Origin of the sequence: Dietzia papillomatosis NBRC 105045, assembly GCF_001570845.1 — a bacterium.
Taxonomy (GTDB): Bacteria; Actinomycetota; Actinomycetes; order Mycobacteriales; family Mycobacteriaceae; genus Dietzia; species Dietzia cinnamea.
The window spans coordinates 37,543-55,794 of the sequence record NZ_BCSL01000008.1 but is presented as its reverse complement, the minus strand read 5'-3'; the positions used below and the strand labels follow the sequence as shown (position 1 = coordinate 55,794).

Below are 18,252 nucleotides of genomic sequence, written 5' to 3'. Positions count from 1 at the left end.
GGAGGGTCGCGATCCCGGGCCAGGAAGGCGCATCCGCCGCGCCGCGTGTCTCAGCCGGGGGTTATCAGCCCAGCGAGCCGGCGGCGAGGCCGACGTCGGCGGTGACGCCGGCCTCGCCGGTCTCGTCGGCGGCGTCATCCTCGGCGCCGGAGCTCAGGCCGGCGAGCGAGCCGCTCAGCGAGCCGGTCCCGGACTCGTCGTCGGTGGCCGCGGTGTCGTCCGTGGACTCATCGCCCGAGCCGAGCGAACCGGGGGTGGTCTCATCGGTGGCGGTGTCATCGGCCTCGCCGGCGGAGCCGGAGTCCGCGGCAGGGCCGCCGCCGTCGATGGCGTCGCTGCCGGTGTTCGGGGAGACCCCGAGGCTGCCGAACTCGATCGAGCCCGGGTTGGGCGTCTCGGCGTCGAGGTTGAGGTTGAAGCTCAGGCTGCCCAGATCGACACCGATGTCCGTGCCGAGGGCGCCCTCGAGGCTGCCGTCCTCGCCGGTGGCCTCGGCCAGGCTGGCGGTGGGATCCGTGGGGGTGCCGGCGTCCTCCGCGGCGGCGAGGCCCGGGAACGCGATGGCGGCACCGATGCCGAACGCGCCGACGGCGGCGATCTTCGCGGTGGTGCGGTTGGTGGTCTTGCGGTGGGTGTTCGTCATAGAGGAACTCTCCGATCTGCATCGACCCCGATGAATCTCATCGCGGACACCCCGGTCGGAGCGGGGTGCGTCGGCGACCCTACAAGCGCACCGGAGTTCCGCAAGAGGTCGAGAACCTGAGCGTCCGTTGAGGTAACAACACGGTCACCGGGGCATTTCACTCTTCTCACGCGGCGCCCGCGCGACCGGTGTGCCGCGCGTCATGCCTGCCTAGGCTGGGTGCATGGACGCTTCCGCGGACGCCGGTCCGCCGCCGCTCGGCCCGCCCGTCGTGGTGGAGACGCACAGCGCGCTCATCTTCCTCTGGGGTGACGAGGCTCACAAAGTCCGCAAACCGGTCGACCTCGGTTTCCTCGACAACACCACCGTCGGGGCCCGCGGGGAGCAGAGCCGGCGCGAGGTCGAACTCAACAGTCGGCTCGCCCCGGACGTGTACAGGGGCGTGTTGGAGGTGAGGGGTCCCGACGGCGAGGTGGTCGATCACGTCGTGTGGATGCGCCGGCTGCCGGCGCGCAGGAGCCTCGCCTCGTTGGTCCGCCTCCGGGCCGAGAGCGGGCTCGGGGGCGGCGATACGGACATCGGGGTGGGCCTGACCGAGGCGGCCCGGCAGATCGCGCGCCTCCACGCCGCCGGCCCGCGCTCGGAGGAGATCGACGCGGCGGGCACCCCGGCGGCGGTGGCCGGGTTGTGGGCCCGGTCCCTAGAGCACCTGCGCCGCCTCGACGTGGGCCGGGACGCGCCGGAGATCGTCGACGACATCGAGTCGCTCGCCACCGACTACCTGCGCGGGCGCGGGCCCCTGCTGGAGTCCCGCGTGGCGGCCGGCCGGATCGTCGACGGGCACGGGGACCTGCTGGCCGCCGACGTGTACCTGCTCGACGACGGGCCGAGGGTGATCGACTGCCTCGAGTTCGACGACCTTCTCCGCTACGGCGACGCCGTGCTGGACATCGGATTCCTGGCGATGGACCTCGACGCGTCGGGGGCGCGGGACCTCGCCGTCGTCCTCCTCGGGGCCTACCGGGAGGCCTCCGGCGACGACGCGCCGCCGTCGCTCATCCACCACTACATCGGGTACCGGGCCATCGTCCGGTCGAAGGTCACCGCGATCCGCGCGGAGCAGGCGGCCGACGGCGACGGGGGACGCGGCGACGCGCGCCGCGCCCTCGGGCTGGCGGATCTGGCGGTTGACTCGCTGCTGCGCGCGAGGGTGCGACTGGTCCTGGTGGGCGGTGTCTCCGGGTCGGGCAAGTCCACCCTCGCGGCGCCGCTGGCCGAGGCGCTGGGCGCGGAGTTGCTGCGCTCGGACGTGGTGCGCGCTGACGTGGTGCGCGCTGACGTGGTGCGGGAGCAGGCGGACCCGGGGAGCGACAGGTATTCGGAGGAGGCGGTCGGGGCGGTCTACGCCGAGATGCTCGCCCGCGCCGCCGCGTCGCTCGCCCTGGGCCGCAGCGTGGTGCTCGATGCCACGTGGCTCGAGCCGCGGCGGCGGGCCGAGGCCGAGACCGTGGCCGCCGACGCGCACGCCGAACTGGTGGAGATCTCGTGCACCGCGCCCCGCGACGAGCTGGTGCGGCGCATCACCGATCGGGCGCGCGCGGGGTCGGACCCGTCCGAGGCGACCATCGAGGTCCTCGACGACCAGCTGGCGCGCCCGGCGGCGTGGCCGGAGGCGATCGAGGTCGACACCGTCGGGCTCGACGTCCGCGACGGCGAGGCCGTCCGCCGGTGGGCGGAACGCGAACTGGGACCGCTGCCCTGGGCCTGAGAGCAGAGTCGTTGCCAGATCACAATTCTGGGGAAGCGGGCCCCACGCACCGAAACGAGGGGCGTATGGTCGTGCGCGTGACCCACCCCTTCGCACGGGCCGGGCGGGAGCTCGTCCCCGGCCGCTGGTTCGGCCCCGCCGCCGTCATGGCGCTGGGCTGTGCGATCGCGTGGACACTCGTCGGCTTCGGCCACGGTGCGCTGCTGGCGGCCGTGGTCCTCGTCGGGACGCTGTTCGTGGCGCTGTGGAACTCGCCGCTGCGCGCCACGGGGCACCAGTCGTTGCAGGCCGTGCGCGCCCTGGCCTCCGCCGGGCACGCGGTCGTGGTGCTGTGGCGGCCGGGCTGCCCTTACTCGGCGGCGCTGCGCCGCCGGGCCAGCCGCGAGGGCCTCAAGGTCCACTGGGTCAACATCTGGCGCGACGAGGACGCGCACGAGCTGTGTTGCACGATCAACGGCGGCTCCGAGGAGACGCCCACCGCCGTGGTGCTCGATCCGACCCTGACGACGCCCGTGGTGATCCCCGCATCCGTGCCGGGGATCCGTGAGGCGACCGCCGCGCCGATCACCCCCACTCAGGCGATCACCCCGATCACGAAGATCTGCGCCGTCGCCGCGCCCGCCACCACCCCCGCGATCGGGGCGCCCCGCAGGACCGGCTCCCGCGGCCACTGACCGGCCACGCCCGCCGGCCGGGCCGGGCGCACCTCGTCGTCGTCACCGCGCGTAGCGCAGCGCCCCCCCGCATGTCCCCGCACTCGGCCCCCAACGCCATGTCGGCGATACGGCCGGCCGCCCGCAGCCGCGCCAGGCGCGGCGCCACCCGGTCCCGCAGGCCCCACGGGTCGATCGTGTTGACGTGGATCCCGGTCGCGCCCTCGAACCCGGCCGGCGTCGAGATGCGCCACTTGAGCACGATCCGCCACGGCATCGCCGCGTCGTCCCCCGCCGAGCCCGGCGGCAGGGTGTGCCACTCCTCGTTGGACGGCACCAGCGGCCCCGTCGCGGCGTGGCAGGCGTGCAGCAGATCGGAGACCCCGCGCAGTTCGGCCGCCGAGTGCTCCCACGGCCGGCCGGCCCGCGACCTCGAGTAGACCACCAGTGCCGGGTGGCGGTGACCGACCCCGACCACCGCGACGGCGTGCTCGTTGGCCGCCAGCACCAGGCCCTCGGCCACCGCGTGATCGATCCCGGCCGTGTTGTAGAGATCCGGTTCGCGGGCGAGCGCCGCCATCTCCCGGGAGGTCTTGGCGGGGACCTCGTCGATCGCCACGAGCTGCTTGTGCAGGTGCGCGAACGACGCGCCGGCCGGCGCGAGCCAGTTCTGGAACACCGACACGTACGCGGCGTGCGGATTGTCGCGGTACAGCCCCCGCATGGCACGGATAGTGAAGGCGACGTACTGCTCGTGCTCCTCCGGCGTCAGCTCCCCCGACGACGCGTGGCGGTCGCTGGAGGCTGCGCCGTCGACGAGGTGGCGGCGCGCGACCACCACGTCGTGGCACCCGCCGAAGAAGCTCTCCGAGTGTTCTGCGAGGGCGGCGGTGTCCATGGCGTCGGCGGCCGCAGGGTCGCCCTGTGCGGCGGCGACGCGGGTGCGGATCAGGGCACGGACGTGTTCGGCGCCAGCCGGGGACGCGAGGTAGGCCGCCTGGTGGGCGGCTGCGCGGGCGGGGATCCGGTAGCCGTGCACCGACGTCCAGTAGTCGAGGGAGACGATCTCGAAGAGATTGCCGATCAGGCGTAACTCGGGCGTGGTGGCGTCGAGCCGGTCGGCCGGGATCTCGTCGAGGACGGCCCAGGTGTCTCCCTCGCGGACGAGGCGCGCCTTCTCCGGGGTGGTCTCGCGCAGGCGCGTCGTACAGAACGCGCAGTACGCCTCCGGCTCGGCGGGATCCACCGCGACGACGTTGCCGGGCGCGTGTTCGATCGGTCGGTGCGCTCGGCCAGGGACCGTCCACACCTGGGTGCCGGTGAAGGGGTTGACCTGCTTGACGGTGCCGTCGGCCATGCGCCGCAGCAGCGCGGTCGGGCCGCCGTGTGGGGAGGTAGTGGTCACCCGCGTGAGCCTAGGGGGATCTGATTTAGCGGTGGAACTGTGACCTGGATCACAGTACCGTGAGGGTGGGCTATAGCTCATCAGCGGCTTCCGTGCGATGCGGAGCCACGGGGGAATCGAGAGCGTCCATGAGTTCACATCACCCACTGCCACTGCCACTGCGACTGGCAGCCGTGGGCGGCGCCGCCGCCCTGACGATCGCCGGGGCGGCCGCCGTCTCGCACGCCCAGACCGGCTCCGCCGAGTTCGCCGCCGAGCTCGCCCTCGACGTCGAACTCGCACTCGGCTCGGACGGCGCTGTGGACGCAGGGTCGCTGAGCCCGGGTTCGCTCGACCCGGGCTCGCTGGGCCCGGACTCGCTCGGCGCCGGGTCCCTGCCGCCGATCGGCTCGGTCGGGGGATCCCTCGAGCCGGGCTCACTGGACCCGGGCTCGCTGGGCCCGAGTTCTCAGGATCCGGGCTCGTCGCCCGGGCCCTCCGGTCCCGGCTCGCTGGATCCGGACTCGGCGGAAGGCTCGGCCGAGGGGTCGCTCGAGCCGGGCTCACTGGATCCGGGGTCGCTGGATCCGGAGTCCTCGGAGCCCGGCTCGGCGGCCCCGGGGTCTATGGAGGCAGGGTCGTTGGTGAGCCTGCTCGTCATGGTGTCCATGGGTTCGCAGATGGGGTCGGGAGCGGGCTCCGGGGAGGGTTCCCTGTCGTCGGGTTCGCTTCCTTCCGGCTCTCTGGAGCCAGGATCCGCCGCGGGGTCGCTCGCGCCCCTGGGATCGCTGACGGCATCTCTCGCGCCGCTCGGCTCGGCGACGGGATCACTGCCACTCGGATCCCTGCCGGGGGGTTCGGCGGTCGGCTCGCTCCCGCTCCTGGTTCCTGTCGCCGCGATCGGTGGGTCGGTCGCGGCCGGGCCGATGATCGTCCAGGCCGCGGCCAATCTGGGGATCGCCCTCCCGCCGCTCCCCGGAACCCCGGCGCCGGTCGCCGCCGGCGCGATCGTGGGAGAGGCTCCCCCCGCGCCCGGGCCGTCGGTGCCCAATGGGCGCGGCGGTGAACCCGGCGTGGGCGCCGACGTGGCGGGGGTCCCGGTCGGGGTGAACGCGGTCGTGGTCACCACCGGCTCCCTGGGTGATTACCAGGTGTTCCTTCCGGACGGGGTGTCGCTGCCACCCCTGCCGTTCATTCGGTGAGGAGCCTGAGAGGAGTCCCCGCCTCAGCCGCTCACGCGGGGGGCGGGGACTGCGGTGTCGTTTGCGGTCGACGGGCACGGTGCTGAGAGAAATCTCACAAGGTGGAATCGCCTTCCCACGTCAAGGTCGCAGGTTTGACTTTTCCGAGTTGTGTGATGTGCCCCCCTTCCCCATATTATTTCCGGGCCGGAGGACCTCGGTCCTCTGAGTACGGGTGCTCCAGCCACCACGGAGTCCGCCCGTCGACAAGCGAAGGCGAACACATGATGACGACTCCCGGCCCCAGAAGCCTGTACCGCCCTGAATACGAACACGACTCGTGTGGTGTCGCGTTCGTGGTGGACATGTACGGACGCCAGTCCCGGGACATCGTCGAGAAGGCGATCGCCGCGCTGGTGAACCTCGAGCACCGCGGCGCCGTGGGTGCCGAGGCCAACACCGGCGACGGCACGGGTTTGTTGATCCAGGTACCGGACTTGTTCCTCCGCGAGGTGATGCGTGAGGAGCAGAACGTAGAACTACCTGAGGCCGGGGCATATGCAACCGGCCTTTGTTTTCTCCCCCAATCCCGGATGCTGGCGATGGACGCCATGCGGATGGTCGAGCGGATCGCCGCCGAGCAGGGGGTGACCGTGATCGGCTGGCGCGAGGTCCCTGTTGACGACTCGACGGTCGGCGCGATCTCACGTGACGCGCAGCCCACCATCAACCAGATCTTCGTCAAGGCCGCGGGCGCGGGCGGGGAGCTCCTGACCGGCCTGGCGCTCGAGCGTAAGTGCTTCGTGGTGCGCAAGCGTTGCGAACACGAGCTCGGTTCGAAGGGCGCCGGCAAGGGCGACCTGGGTTCCGAGACGGTGTACTTCCCGTCGCTGAGCCCGCGCACCTTCGTCTACAAGGGCATGCTCACCGAGAAGCAGCTCCCCGACTTCTATCTGGACCTGCAGGACGAGCGCGTCGAGTCCGCGTTGGGCATCGTCCACTCGCGCTTCTCCACCAACACGTTCCCCGCATGGCCGCTGGCCCACCCGTTCCGCTACGTCGCGCACAACGGTGAGATCAACACCGCGCGTGGCAACGAGAACTGGATGCGGGCCCGCGAGGCGCTCATGACCAGCGACCGCATCGAGGACCTGCCCGCGGCGCTGCCGATCTGCACCCCGGGAGGGTCGGACACCGCGCGCTTCGACGAGGCGCTGGAGTTGCTGACCCTGGCCGGCCGGCCCCTGCCGCACGCCGTGCTCATGATGGTCCCCGAGGCGTGGGAACGCCACGAGACCATGGACCCGGCCAAGCGGGCCTTCTACGAGTACCACGCCTCACTCATGGAGGCCTGGGACGGCCCGGCGTCCATCACGTTCACCGACGGCACCGTGATCGGCGCCGTACTGGACCGCAACGGCCTGCGCCCCTCCCGCATCTGGGTGACCGACGACGGCCTCGTCGTGATGGCGTCCGAGGTGGGTGTGCTCGACATCCCGCAGGACAAGGTCGTCACCAAGACCCGCCTGCAGCCCGGTCGCATGTTCCTCGTCGACACCGCCGAGGGGCGGATCATCGACGACGAGGAGATCAAGTCGCAGCTGGCCGCCGAGCACCCGTACAAGCAGTGGCTCGACGAGGGCCTGGTCAGGCTCGAAGACCTGCCCCGGGTCGAGCAGCCCTACATGGCTCACGAGCGTGTGGTGTTGCGTCAGCGCGTCTTCGGATATACCGAGGAGGAACTGCGCATCCTCGTCTCCCCGATGGCCGGGAGCGGTGCCGAGGCGATCGGGTCGATGGGCACGGACACCCCGCTACCGGTGCTGTCCCAGCGTGCGCGGATGCTGTTCGACTACTTCGCCCAGCGCTTCGCGCAGGTGACCAACCCGCCGCTCGACGCCATCCGCGAGGAACTCGTCACCAGCTACGGTGTGACCCTCGGTCCCGAGGGTGACCTCCTCAACCCGGGTCCCGGTTCATGCCGTCAGGTCAAGGTCGCCAACCCGATCCTCGGCAGCTCCGACCTCGCCACGCTGCTGGAGGCCGGGGATTCCCGCCCGAACCTGCGGTCGGTGGTCGTCCGCGGGCTCTACAACGTCGCCCACGGCGGCCGCGGCCTGCGGATCGCGCTGGAGCGCATCCGCCGAGAGGTGTCCGAGGCCATCCAGGCCGGCGCGACCCTCATCGTGCTCTCCGATCGCGAGTCCGACGAGCGCAACGCGCCCATCCCCTCGCTGCTCCTCACCTCGGCGGTGCACCACCACCTGGTGCGCGAGAAGACCCGCACCCGCGTCAGCCTGGTGGTCGAGTCCGGTGACGCCCGCGAGGTCCACCACATGGCCGTGCTGTTCGGGTACGGCGCCAACGCGATCAACCCGTACATGGCGTTCGAGTCGATCGACGAGCTGGTCAAGAACGGCGACCTCATCGGGGTCGACACCGCCGCGGCCTGCGACAACTACCGGAAGGCCGCCGCCAAGGGCGTTCTCAAGGTGATGTCCAAGATGGGTATCTCCACCCTCGCCTCGTACACCGGCGCGCAGTTGTTCGACGTCACCGGCCTGTCTCAGGAGCTGTGCGACGAGTACTTCACCGGCTCCGTCAGCCCCATCGACGGCATCGGCCTGGACGAGATCGCCGAGGACGTGGCCCTCCGGCATCGCTTCGCGTTCCTGCCGCGGCCCGAGGAGGCCGCGCACCGCAAGCTCGAGATCGGCGGCGAGTACCAGTGGCGCCGCGAGGGCGAGTACCACCTGTTCAACCCGGACACGGTGTTCAAGCTCCAGCACTCCACGCGCACGGGCCGCTACGAGATCTTCAAGGAGTACACCCGCCTGGTCGACGACCAGTCGGAGCGGCTGGCGACGCTGCGCGGGTTGTTCGAGATCAAGAGCAACCGCCCGCCCGTGCCGATCGAAGAAGTCGAGCCGGTCTCCGAGATCGTCAAGCGGTTCTCCACTGGTGCGATGAGCTACGGCTCCATCTCGGCCGAGGCGCACGAGACGCTGGCGATCGCGATGAACCGCCTGCAGGCGCGCTCCAACTCCGGCGAGGGCGGGGAGGCTGTCGACCGCTTCGACCCCGACCCGAACGGGGACTGGCGTCGCTCCGCCATCAAGCAGGTGGCCTCTGGCCGGTTCGGCGTGACCAGCCACTACCTGGCCAACTGCACCGACATCCAGATCAAGATGGCGCAGGGCGCCAAGCCGGGTGAGGGCGGGCAGCTCCCGCCGGGCAAGGTCTACCCGTGGGTGGCCGAGGTCCGCGGCTCGACGCCGGGCGTCGGACTCATCTCGCCCCCGCCCCACCACGACATCTATTCGATCGAGGACCTGGCTCAGCTCATCTACGACCTGAAGAACGCCAACCCGGAGGCGCGGATCCACGTCAAGCTCGTGGCCGAGCAGGGCGTGGGGACGGTCGCGACGGGCGTGTCCAAGACGCACGCCGACGTCGTCCTCATCTCGGGCCACGACGGCGGCACCGGAGCGTCGCCGCTGACCTCGCTCAAGCACGCGGGCGGCCCGTGGGAGCTCGGCCTGGCCGAGACCCAGCAGACGCTCCTCGTCAACGGTCTGCGCGACCGGATCGTCGTCCAGGTCGACGGCCAGCTCAAGACGGGGCGTGACGTCATCGTCGCCGCGTTGCTCGGCGGCGAGGAGTTCGGCTTCGCCACCGCGCCGCTCGTCGTGGCCGGCTGCGTCATGATGCGCGTGTGTCACCTCGACACCTGCCCCGTCGGCGTGGCCACCCAGAATCCCGTGCTGCGCGAGCGGTTCAACGGTAAGGCCGAGTACGTCGTGAACTTCATGGAGTTCATCGCCGAAGAGGTGCGCGAGTACCTGGCCGAGCTGGGCTTCCGCTCGCTCGACGAGGCGATCGGGCACACCGAGTGCCTCGACAAGTCGCGGGCCTTCGCCCACAACAAGCGGGCGGCCAAGCTCGACCTGGAGCCGATCTTCGCCCAGGCCGAGTCGCCCTTCATGCACCAGGACCTGCGTCGCACCAAGTCGCAGGACCACAAGCTCGACGGCGTCGTGGACCGCACGCTGATCGAGGACGCGCGCGCCGTGATCGCCGACGCGGCGACGGGACCGTTCACGGGCAGCTACCCGATCTGCAACGTCAACCGCTCGGTCGGCACGATGCTCAGTCACGAGATCTCCAAGGCCCACGGTGCCGCCGGCCTGCCGGACGGGTCGATCGACCTGAGCTTCACCGGGTCCGCCGGTAACTCGCTCGGGGCGTTCCTCGCCCGGGGCGTGACGGTGCGCGTGTTCGGCGACGCCAATGACTACGTGGGTAAGGGACTGTCCGGTGGACGCATCGTGGTGCGTCCGGCCGAGGACGCGGCCCCCGACTTCGTGGCCGAGGACAACATCATCGCCGGCAACGTGATCTGCTACGGCGCGACCGCAGGTGAGGTGTTCCTGCGCGGGATGGTGGGGGAGCGCTTCTGCGTGCGCAACTCCGGCGTCACCGCGGTGGTGGAGGGCGTGGGCGACCACGCCTGTGAGTACATGACCGGTGGACGGGTGGTCGTGCTGGGCCCGACCGGCCGCAACGTCGCGGCCGGGATGTCCGGTGGCGTCGCCTACTTCTACGATCCCCGCGGTGTCCTCGCGGAGAACCTCAACGCCGAGCTCGTCGACACCGAGGAACTCACCAGTGAGGACGTGGAGTTCCTTCACGGGATAGTCGAGCGCCATGTGGAGGAGACCGATTCGGCCCGGGGCCGGGAGATCCTCGGTGGCTGGGCCCAGAACGTGAATCACTTCGCCAAGGTCATGCCGCGCGACTACAAGCGCGTGCTGCTGGCCATCGAACAGGCGGAGAAGGACGGACGCAACGTGGACGAGGCGATCATGGAGGCCGCAAATGGCTGACCCGAAGGGCTTTCTCAAGCACACCGAGCGGGAGCTGCCCCGGCGCCGCCCCGTCGACCTGCGGATCATGGACTGGAAAGAGGTCTACGAGTCCACGGTCCTGCCCGAGGACTCGATCCGCACCCAGGCGTCCCGGTGCATGGGCTGCGGTATCCCGTTCTGCCACCAGGGCTGCCCGCTGGGCAACATCATCCCCGAGTGGAACGACCTGGTGCATCGGGGCAAGTGGGACGACGCGGTGGACCGGCTCCACGCGACCAACAACTTCCCGGAGTTCACCGGTCGACTCTGCCCGGCCCCCTGCGAGGGGTCGTGTGTGCTCGGCATCAACCAGCCGCCGGTGACGATCAAGCAGGTCGAGGTGGAGATCGCCGAGGCCGCGTGGGCCGACGGTGGCATGGAGCCGGTCATTCCGTCGTTCCGCACCGGGCAGACCGTCGCGGTCGTCGGATCGGGCCCCGCGGGCCTCGCTGCGGCCCAGCAGCTGACCCGCGCGGGGCACTCCGTCACCGTCTTCGAGCGCGACGACCGCATCGGCGGGCTCATGCGCTACGGGATCCCGGAGTTCAAGATGGAGAAGGCGGTCATCGATCGTCGCCTTGCGCAGATGGAAGCGGAGGGGACGGTCTTCCGTCCCGGCGTCAACGTCGGCAAGGACATCACCGCGTCGCAGCTGCGTGCCCAGTTCGACGCCGTGGTCCTGTGCGGTGGCGCCACCATGCGGCGGGACCTGCCGGTGCCCGGTCGTGAGCTCGACGGCATCCATCAGGCCATGGAGTACCTGCCCCTGGCCAACAAGGCCGCGGTCGGGGACCCGGTCGTGGACGCCGACGGACTGCCCGCCATCCACGCGCGCGAGAAGCACGTCATCATCATCGGCGGCGGTGACACCGGTGCGGACTGCCTCGGCACCGCGACCCGTCAGGGCGCGAAGTCGGTCAAGTCGTTCGAGATCATGCCCCGGCCGCCGGCCACCCGCGCGGCGTCGACCCCGTGGCCGATGTACCCGCTGATGTTCCGCACGGCCTCGGCCCACGAGGAGAACGGCGAGCGCGTCTACGGCGTGTCCACCGCGGAGTTCGTCGGCGAGGGCGGACACGTCACCGCGCTGAAGGGCTCCGAGGTGCGGATGGTCGACGGCCGCTTCGAGCCCGTGCCCGGTACGGACTTCGAGTACCCGGCTGACCTGGTCCTGCTCGCGATGGGCTTCACCGGCGCGCAGAAGTCCGGGCTGTGCTCGGACCTCGGGGTGGAGTTCACCGACCGCGGCAACGTCGGTCGTGACGACGCCTTCGCCACCAACGTCGAGGGCGTGTTCGTCGCCGGCGACATGGGGCGCGGCCAGTCGCTCATCGTGTGGGCCATCGCGGAGGGACGTGCGGCCGCCGCCTCGGTGGACCGGTTCCTCATGGGGGAGACGGCCCTGCCGGCGCCGGTCCGGCCGACGGATGTGGCCCAGCGCTGAAGGTCAACCGTGGCGCCTGACCTTAATGGAACCTAAGATCAGGTCTACTATGTCTCCAGGCCGTCCGGCCTCCGTCATGGAAGGCACCAATGGTCAGCCGTCGCCCCGCCAGTGTCATCGCCGCGCTCAGCGCGACGGTCGCGCTGGTCGGCGTGCCGGCGGCGTCGGCGCAGCCGCCGGGCCCGGCGGTCCGGGGGGTCGTCACGGAACTGCCGGTCCTCAGCGAGTTGCCGCCGCTGCCCACCGAGGGCGGGCAGCCCGTCGTGGACGAGCCGGAGGGCACCGGGGTCTTCGGCATGTCCGGGGTGCAGACGGTCGCGCTCGTGTTGGCGGCGTCGGTGCTCGTGGCGGGCGGGACGGGACTGGCGTTGGTCACCCGCCGCGGCCGTGGCGAACCGCTCGACGAGCAGCCACCGAGGACGGATCCGGTGGCGTGACGCCGCGCCCGATAGGCTCGGCGGTATGAGTCGCCACATCGCAGGACGGGGACGGGTCGCCCGGGCGACCCCTCCTCCGGCCGGTCCGCCCGTCGACGACGTCGACTGTGACCTGAGCAGCAAGCTGACGCTCGGCCAGTTCCTCAAACTGGCCTCGCTGCTGGACTCCGGGGCCGAGGCCAAGGACGCGGTCGCCTCCGGTGCGGTGAGCGTCAACGGGGAGGTCGACACCCGGCGCGGCCGCGGCCTGGTTCACGGTGACGTGGTGGAGATCGGTGGCCGGGCGGCGCGCGTCGTCGCCCGCGAGGGACGGGACGCGACCTGATGGCTGAGGACTCACGGGGGCCCGTGCAGGCCCCAGTGGTGCTGCACGACGACGACCCCGGTGCCACCCGGTACGCCACGTGGCTGGCCGAGGAGTTCGACACCCGGGCGACCCATCACGACGCGGCCGATCCGGCCGAGCTGGTGGTCGCCGGGACGGTCGTCCTCGTCACGGGGATGCGCCCCGGTGGTGGGCTGGGCGGTTCGGCGTTCATCCGCGACAACTGGGAGGCCCTCGTCGAGGCCGGACGCCGCGTCGCCGTCGTCATGGTCGGGCCCACCCCGGTCACCGACGACGCCCGGATCGAGCTGATGTCGAGCGAGTTCTCGTCCGATCAGCTGCGCGACCTCAAGCTCTTCCAGCTCCGCGGCGTGGTCACGCCGGACCAGCTCGGCTTCCGGCAGCGGCTCGGGATCAAGACCGCGCTGGCCGCCCTGCGGCGCAAGACCGACCGCACCCCGGAGGAGGAGTCCATGCTCGAACTGGGCGGTCTGGACCTCACCGATCGGGTCTCGCTCGGGCCGTTGCTGCGCTGGATCCGCCGCGAGGCCTGACCGGCGCGCACCACGGCCGGTGTCACCGCCGATATCATGACCCGCGAACGCACCCGCCGAGGGCGGGGCGATGACCTCGGAGGAACCCCATGCGCGCCACCACCCTCGCCGCCACCGTTTCGGCGCTCGCCGCGGCAGCCCTGCTGACGGGAGCGGGCGCCGCCACGGCGCAGGAGCCCGAGGATTCAGAGGGCTCTGGAACGATCCGCAGCGCGCTTCTGTCGCCCGCCGTGAGTGAAGCGATCGGGAGCATCGGTTACGGCTCGCTGGGCACGGGGTCCCTCATGGACCTGCTCTCCGGACTCATCAACACCGGGTCGGTCGCCCTGTCGGTGGACGTGCCCAACGCGACGGGCTCGTACGCACCGGGGTCGCTCGGGAGCTACGGACCGGAGGCGTCGCTGGGCGAGATCTTCCTGATCCCCATCGGGAGCCTCGCGGGCGCCTCCTGAATCCGCCGTCAGCGCACCACGATCCCGTCGGAGTCGGCGTAGAGCATCTCGCCGGGGACGAAGTCGACCCCGCCGAAGCTGACGGTCACGTCCCGCTCGCCCTCGCCGGTCTTGGTGGATTTGCGCGGGTTCGTGCCCAGGGCCTTGCAGCCGAACTCCATCCCGGCGATGACCGCCGAGTCGCGGATGGCGCCGTTCACCACGACGCCGGCCCAGCCGCTCGAGCGGCCGAGCTCGGCGATGATGTCGCCCACCAGCGCGGTGTGCAGACTCGCGCCGCCGTCGATCACGAGGACGCGCCCCTCGCCGGGCTCGCCCAGGATGCTCTTGAGCAGTGCGTTGTCCTGGAAGCAGCGCACGGTCGAGATTCGTCCGGAGAACTCCGTGCGTCCGCCGAGGTCGCGGAACTGGAGGTCGCAGCTGCGGACGTCCTCGCCGATCTCGTCGACGAGGTCCGCGGTGGGGATGAATCCGGCGGGGGTGTCGGTCATGGGGGTCCTCCTGGGCGGTGGTCTGTCGGGTTAACGCTATCCGGCCGCGCCGCCGCGTGGGAGCACGCGGTAGGGGACAATGGCCACATCGAGGGTGCCCGTCAACGTCCGAGAAACCGGAAGGAGCCTTCCGTGGCTCAGTACGAACTCCTGATCCACGCCCGCCGCGCGGTGGTCGACGGCCGCATCCAGCAGGCGGCGGTGACGGTGGACGGGGGCGTCATCACGTCGGTGCGGACGGGCTCGGAAGCACGGGACATCGGCCTGGCCGGTGACCACACGATCGACCTGGGGGATGACGTCGTCCTCATGCCTGGTCTCGTCGACCCGCACGTGAGTACCGAGGACGTCGCGGTCGGCACGCGCTCCGCAGCGCAGGGCGGGATCACCACGGTCGTGGACTACGGCACCGACGGCGACCCGGTCGCCATCCGCCCGGAGGACGTGGATCGCTGGCGCGACGAGGTCACCGGAGAGTCGACCGTCGACGTCGGGCTGTGGGGCGCGGCGGTGCCGGACAACCTGGGCCGGCTCGGCGACCTGCTGGACCGCGGGGTGTTCGGGGTGTCCGCCGTGGCCGCCGGGAAGGGCGTGGAGGGCACGCCGACGCTGGACCACGCGCAACTGGTCGCGGCCGCGGAGGAGGTCGCCGCACACGGCGGGCTCTTCGCGGTGGACGCCAGCGTGGACGATCTGTCCGGGCTGCTGGGGGTCTGCCGCCGGACCGGCGGTCGCTTGCACGTGCGCGCGGTCGCCGACCACGAGGAGCTGCCCCTGCTGCGCGACGCCCGGGCGGAGGGCCTGGCCGTGACGGCCTCGACGAGTCCCCACATGCTGGCGCTGGTCTCGGAGGTCACCCACGGCGGATCGGAGGTCGCGCGGCTCGATCCGCCTATCCGCGACGCCGCCAACCGCGAGCTGCTGTGGGGCGCGCTGCGGGACGGCACCATCGACGCCGTGGCCTCGGCCCGCCTGGGGTTGTCGGTGGTGTGGACCGAGGCGCGGCGCCGCGGGTTCGATCTGGCGGACGTCGCGCGCTGGATGGCCGGGAGCACGGCCGCGGTGGTGGGGCTGAGCGATCGCGGGGAGATCCGGGAGGGATTGCGGGCGGACTTCGCCGCGGTCGCCGACGACGAGGCGTTCGTCGTGCTGCCCGGGGCCCGCGAGCTGGGTTCCGCGGACTCGGTGTACGCGCAGCGTGCGTTGGCGGGCGTGGTGCGGTGGACGATGCGCGGGGGCGCGGTCATCGACCCCCGAGCCCTGGCGTTCGGCACGGTCCTGACCCGTCCGACGGCGTGAACCCCGCCGTCGATCGCCTCGCGTTCCTCCCCTTCCCCGAGGGTGTCACCTCCGCGCTGCTCATCACCGAGTACGTCATCAAGATCCTCGCGCTGGGGATGGTGCCGGAGAACCGGCAGCCGTCCTCGTCGCAGGCTTGGCTGCTGGCGATCCTGTTCATCCCGGTCGTCGGCGTGCCGCTGTTCCTGCTCCTGGGCAACCCGTACATCACCGGCCGGCGTCACGTCATCCAGGCCGAGGCCAACCGGCTGTACGCCGACGCGCTGAGGCAGCGGCCCACCGTCCCCGATGGCGTGGGCGTCGCGCCGGGCGTGCGCACCATCCTGGAGATGAACCGGACCCTCACCGCGATCCCCGCGATGTCCGGGGATTTCGTGGCCCTGCACTCGGACTACAGCCGGTCGCTCGCGGCGATGACTGAGGCGGTGCGCGCGGCCCGCGACCACGTGCACATCGAGTTCTACGCGCAGTCGTGGGACGGCGAGACCGACGAGTTCTTCACGGCCGCGGTCGAGGCGGCGGAGCGGGGCGTCGCGGTGCGGGTCCTGGTGGACCACCTGGGGTCCCTGCGCTACCGGGGGTTCACCAGGCTGCGGAAGAAGCTGCGCAAGACGCCCGTGGAGTTCCATCTCATGCTCCCGGTCAACCCGTTCCGGGGCCGCTTCCGCCGCCCGGACCTGCGCAATCACCGCAAGATGCTCATCGTGGACGGCGAGCACGGCTTCATCGGCTCGCAGAACCTCATCGAGCGCCACTACGGGAGCAGCCGCAACGCCCGGCTCGGTCGCGAGTGGGTCGACCTCATGATGGAGGTCCGCGGGGAGATCGTGCAGGCGATGGACGGCGTGTTCGCGGTGGACTGGTTCACCGAGTCGGGGGAGGTCATCGGGACGCTCGAGCAGTTGGCGCTCGGCGCCCCGCTGGCCCCGGGCCGTAAGGGCGGCGACCCGACGGCGGGGGACCCGGTCAGCGCGTTCCAGCTGGTGCCGTCGGGACCGGGGTACCGCACGCAGCCGGGACTGCGGATGTTCACCCAGCTCATCTCGCACGCGCAGGAGCGGATCCGGATCGTCAGCCCGTACTTCGTGCCGGACGAGGCGCTGCTGCACGTGCTCACGTCCGCGTCGTTCCGCGGGGTGTCGGTGGAGGTGTTCGTGCCGGAGCACGCCGACCAGTTCCTCGTGCACCACGCGCAGCGGTCGTACTTCCGGGCGTTGTTGGAGGCCGGGGTGGTGATCCATCGCTTCCGTTCGCCGGCCGTGCTGCACACCAAGACGGTGCTCATCGACGACTACGCGGGCGTCGTGGGCTCGAGCAACATGGACCAGCGGTCGTTCAACCTCAACTTCGAGGTGAGCATGCTGGTGCTCGGCGGGGAGGCGGTGTCGGCACTCAACGACGTCGTGGACGACTACCTCCAGGAGTGCACGACCCTGGGGTTGGAGGCCTGGATGAGTCGGCCGTGGGCGGGTCGGTACGTGGACAACGTCGCCCGACTGACCTCGGCTCTGCAGTAGCACGATCCCGCAGTAGTACGCTCACCCGTGCGCGGGTCGACGGGCCCGCCGTGTGACGAGAGGCCTAGTCGTGATGTCCCAGCCCAGTGGTCCCGGAGCCCGGACCTGGCGCCTCGGCGCCGCCGTCACCGCCGCCGTGGTGGCGGCCGTCTCCGTGCCCGCCGTGGCACTGGCCCAGGACGATCCCACCCCGGGGGCGGGGTCGACGCTGCCCGAGACGGGCGTGTCGAGCGTGGACCAGCTGATCGGCCAGCTGCCGGACGAGATCGTCATCGGCGGCGGGGGCCTGGGCTCGGAGGCCCTGCGGGACACGGGCAGCGCCCCGGTGGTCGACGGCGCGCAGTCGGTCGGCGAGGTCGTGGGTTCGGTGGCGCCGCTCGAGGCCGTGGGCGTGGCGGGCGGGTCGGCGGCGGCGTCGGTCGCGTCGTCGGGCAGCCTGCCGGGATCGGTGTACGTCAACCCCACCGGGTCGGTCGGCTCGGGCACGATCGGGTTGGGGTCGATCGCGATCCCCGAGTACATCTTCCCCGTTCTGAGCCTGCAGTTCGCGGGCGGATACTTCGCCGCGCTGGACGAGCGTCAGGACGCGGGCGAGCTCTACCCGCACGAGTTGGACTTCTGGCACGGCCTGGTCGAGGGGTCCGCCGAGGGTGGTGCGCTGCTCACGGACGCGGCGGCCGCGGCGGGCACCGAGCTGCCCGGCGGGCTGGCGGGGAGCATCGAGGCGGTGCAGATCGCCGCGCTGCAGGACCCGTACGAGGACAACGAGCGCCGCCGCGCCGAGGCGCAGGCGGCCGCGGAGGCGGAGGCCGCCGGGCAGACGCAGGAGGACGAGGACGCGTCCGGTGCCGCGGACGGTGCGCCCGGGGCCACGACCGGGGGCGACGACGACGACGAGCTCCCCGCCACCCCGGCCGGCGCGAACGGGCCCGCGGCTGAGGCGGGGGTCGGAACCGGTGCCGGGGGCCGCACCCTGGACGCCGCCGCCGCTCCGGCGCCCGCTCACGCCGCGGCGGCGGACACCACCTCCGGCCCGGCCGGGCAGTCGGCTACCGCCGCGTTGGCGGTGACCGGCGTGCGGACGGCCACGGTGGCGGGTCTGGCGGCCGGGACCGTTCTGCTGGGCGTGCTGCTGCTGGCCGCGTCCCGCCGGCGGGCGTAGGGCGCACCTCGTCGTCGTCGCCCCCCCCCGGTGGG

Annotated in this window: 15 protein-coding genes; 12 read left to right on the top strand and 3 right to left on the bottom strand. The window is 71.6% G+C overall.

Annotated features, from left to right (window positions below):
• Positions 1 to 64 precede the first annotated feature (64 nt).
• A complete protein-coding gene (locus DPA01S_RS04295; RefSeq protein ID WP_061227839.1) occupies positions 65 to 643 on the bottom strand; it encodes a hypothetical protein in 579 nt (192 codons plus the stop codon).
• Positions 644 to 866: 223 nt separating this feature from the next.
• Here DPA01S_RS04295 and DPA01S_RS04290 point away from each other — a divergent pair, with 223 nt between their 5' ends.
• Entirely contained in the window at positions 867 to 2,411 is a 1,545-nt protein-coding gene (locus DPA01S_RS04290; protein ID WP_061914223.1) for a bifunctional aminoglycoside phosphotransferase/ATP-binding protein, read from the top strand.
• Between the two features lie 77 nt (positions 2,412 to 2,488).
• Positions 2,489 to 3,085 carry a thioredoxin domain-containing protein gene (locus DPA01S_RS04285; RefSeq protein WP_232303006.1) on the top strand — a complete coding sequence of 199 codons (597 nt, stop codon included), beginning with the start codon at positions 2,489 to 2,491 and terminating at the stop codon, positions 3,083 to 3,085.
• Here the strand turns inward: DPA01S_RS04285 and DPA01S_RS04280 are convergent.
• A complete protein-coding gene (locus DPA01S_RS04280) occupies positions 3,003 to 4,469 on the bottom strand; it encodes a DUF4921 family protein (protein ID WP_232303005.1) in 1,467 nt (488 codons plus the stop codon). The genes DPA01S_RS04285 and DPA01S_RS04280 overlap by 83 nt on opposite strands.
• A 128-nt stretch (positions 4,470 to 4,597) precedes the next feature.
• Here DPA01S_RS04280 and DPA01S_RS04275 point away from each other — a divergent pair, with 128 nt between their 5' ends.
• The 7 genes from DPA01S_RS04275 to DPA01S_RS04245 all read left to right on the top strand — a co-directional run bounded on the left by DPA01S_RS04275 (position 4,598) and on the right by DPA01S_RS04245 (position 13,748).
• Entirely contained in the window at positions 4,598 to 5,650 is a 1,053-nt protein-coding gene (locus DPA01S_RS04275; RefSeq protein WP_141764022.1) for a hypothetical protein, read from the top strand.
• A 263-nt stretch (positions 5,651 to 5,913) separates the two neighbouring features.
• Positions 5,914 to 10,515, top strand: coding sequence for a glutamate synthase large subunit (gltB, locus tag DPA01S_RS04270; RefSeq protein WP_061914217.1), 4,602 nt, complete (start codon positions 5,914 to 5,916; stop codon positions 10,513 to 10,515).
• Positions 10,508 to 11,980, top strand: coding sequence for a glutamate synthase subunit beta (locus DPA01S_RS04265; RefSeq protein WP_061914215.1), 1,473 nt, complete (start codon positions 10,508 to 10,510; stop codon positions 11,978 to 11,980). The genes gltB and DPA01S_RS04265 overlap by 8 nt, the downstream gene beginning before the upstream one ends.
• An 89-nt stretch (positions 11,981 to 12,069) precedes the next feature.
• Positions 12,070 to 12,417, top strand: coding sequence for a hypothetical protein (locus DPA01S_RS04260; RefSeq protein WP_007627346.1), 348 nt, complete (start codon positions 12,070 to 12,072; stop codon positions 12,415 to 12,417).
• Between the two features lie 25 nt (positions 12,418 to 12,442).
• Entirely contained in the window at positions 12,443 to 12,742 is a 300-nt protein-coding gene (locus DPA01S_RS04255; RefSeq protein ID WP_231889028.1) for an RNA-binding S4 domain-containing protein, read from the top strand.
• Between the two features lie 23 nt (positions 12,743 to 12,765).
• Complete coding sequence (locus DPA01S_RS04250; RefSeq protein ID WP_232303004.1) at positions 12,766 to 13,296, top strand: hypothetical protein; 531 nt, start codon at positions 12,766 to 12,768, stop codon at positions 13,294 to 13,296.
• An 89-nt stretch (positions 13,297 to 13,385) separates the two neighbouring features.
• Positions 13,386 to 13,748: a hypothetical protein gene (locus tag DPA01S_RS04245; RefSeq protein WP_061227845.1), complete on the top strand. Its 363-nt coding sequence runs from the start codon at positions 13,386 to 13,388 to the stop codon at positions 13,746 to 13,748.
• A gap of 8 nt (positions 13,749 to 13,756) precedes the next feature.
• Here DPA01S_RS04245 and rraA read toward each other — a convergent pair whose 3' ends face one another.
• The gene (gene rraA / locus DPA01S_RS04240; RefSeq protein WP_061227846.1) at positions 13,757 to 14,239 is read right to left on the bottom strand and encodes a ribonuclease E activity regulator RraA; all 483 of its coding nucleotides are present in this window, start codon (positions 14,237 to 14,239) and stop codon (positions 13,757 to 13,759) included.
• Positions 14,240 to 14,371: 132 nt separating this feature from the next.
• Between rraA and DPA01S_RS04235 the strand changes: the two genes are divergently transcribed.
• From DPA01S_RS04235 to DPA01S_RS04225, 3 genes are all read left to right on the top strand, one after another.
• Positions 14,372 to 15,538, top strand: coding sequence for an amidohydrolase family protein (locus DPA01S_RS04235; RefSeq protein WP_061227847.1), 1,167 nt, complete (start codon positions 14,372 to 14,374; stop codon positions 15,536 to 15,538).
• Entirely contained in the window at positions 15,535 to 17,055 is a 1,521-nt protein-coding gene (locus DPA01S_RS04230; RefSeq protein ID WP_084374672.1) for a phospholipase D-like domain-containing protein, read from the top strand. The genes DPA01S_RS04235 and DPA01S_RS04230 overlap by 4 nt, the downstream gene beginning before the upstream one ends.
• A gap of 73 nt (positions 17,056 to 17,128) precedes the next feature.
• A complete protein-coding gene (locus tag DPA01S_RS04225; protein ID WP_061227848.1) occupies positions 17,129 to 18,217 on the top strand; it encodes a hypothetical protein in 1,089 nt (362 codons plus the stop codon).
• Positions 18,218 to 18,252 lie beyond the last annotated feature (35 nt).

What these genes read in the sequence shown, in the direction of transcription:
- DPA01S_RS04295 (WP_061227839.1), bottom strand. Translation starts at nt 643, where the DNA reads ATGACGAACACCCACCGCAAGACCACCAACCGCACCACCGCGAAGATC.
- DPA01S_RS04290 (WP_061914223.1), top strand. Translation starts at nt 867, where the DNA reads ATGGACGCTTCCGCGGACGCCGGTCCGCCGCCGCTCGGCCCGCCCGTC.
- DPA01S_RS04275 (WP_141764022.1), top strand. Translation starts at nt 4,598, where the DNA reads ATGAGTTCACATCACCCACTGCCACTGCCACTGCGACTGGCAGCCGTG.
- gltB (WP_061914217.1), top strand. Translation starts at nt 5,914, where the DNA reads ATGATGACGACTCCCGGCCCCAGAAGCCTGTACCGCCCTGAATACGAA.
- DPA01S_RS04265 (WP_061914215.1), top strand. Translation starts at nt 10,508, where the DNA reads ATGGCTGACCCGAAGGGCTTTCTCAAGCACACCGAGCGGGAGCTGCCC.
- DPA01S_RS04260 (WP_007627346.1), top strand. Translation starts at nt 12,070, where the DNA reads ATGGTCAGCCGTCGCCCCGCCAGTGTCATCGCCGCGCTCAGCGCGACG.
- DPA01S_RS04255 (WP_231889028.1), top strand. Translation starts at nt 12,443, where the DNA reads ATGAGTCGCCACATCGCAGGACGGGGACGGGTCGCCCGGGCGACCCCT.
- DPA01S_RS04245 (WP_061227845.1), top strand. Translation starts at nt 13,386, where the DNA reads ATGCGCGCCACCACCCTCGCCGCCACCGTTTCGGCGCTCGCCGCGGCA.
- rraA (WP_061227846.1), bottom strand. Translation starts at nt 14,239, where the DNA reads ATGACCGACACCCCCGCCGGATTCATCCCCACCGCGGACCTCGTCGAC.
- DPA01S_RS04225 (WP_061227848.1), top strand. Translation starts at nt 17,129, where the DNA reads ATGTCCCAGCCCAGTGGTCCCGGAGCCCGGACCTGGCGCCTCGGCGCC.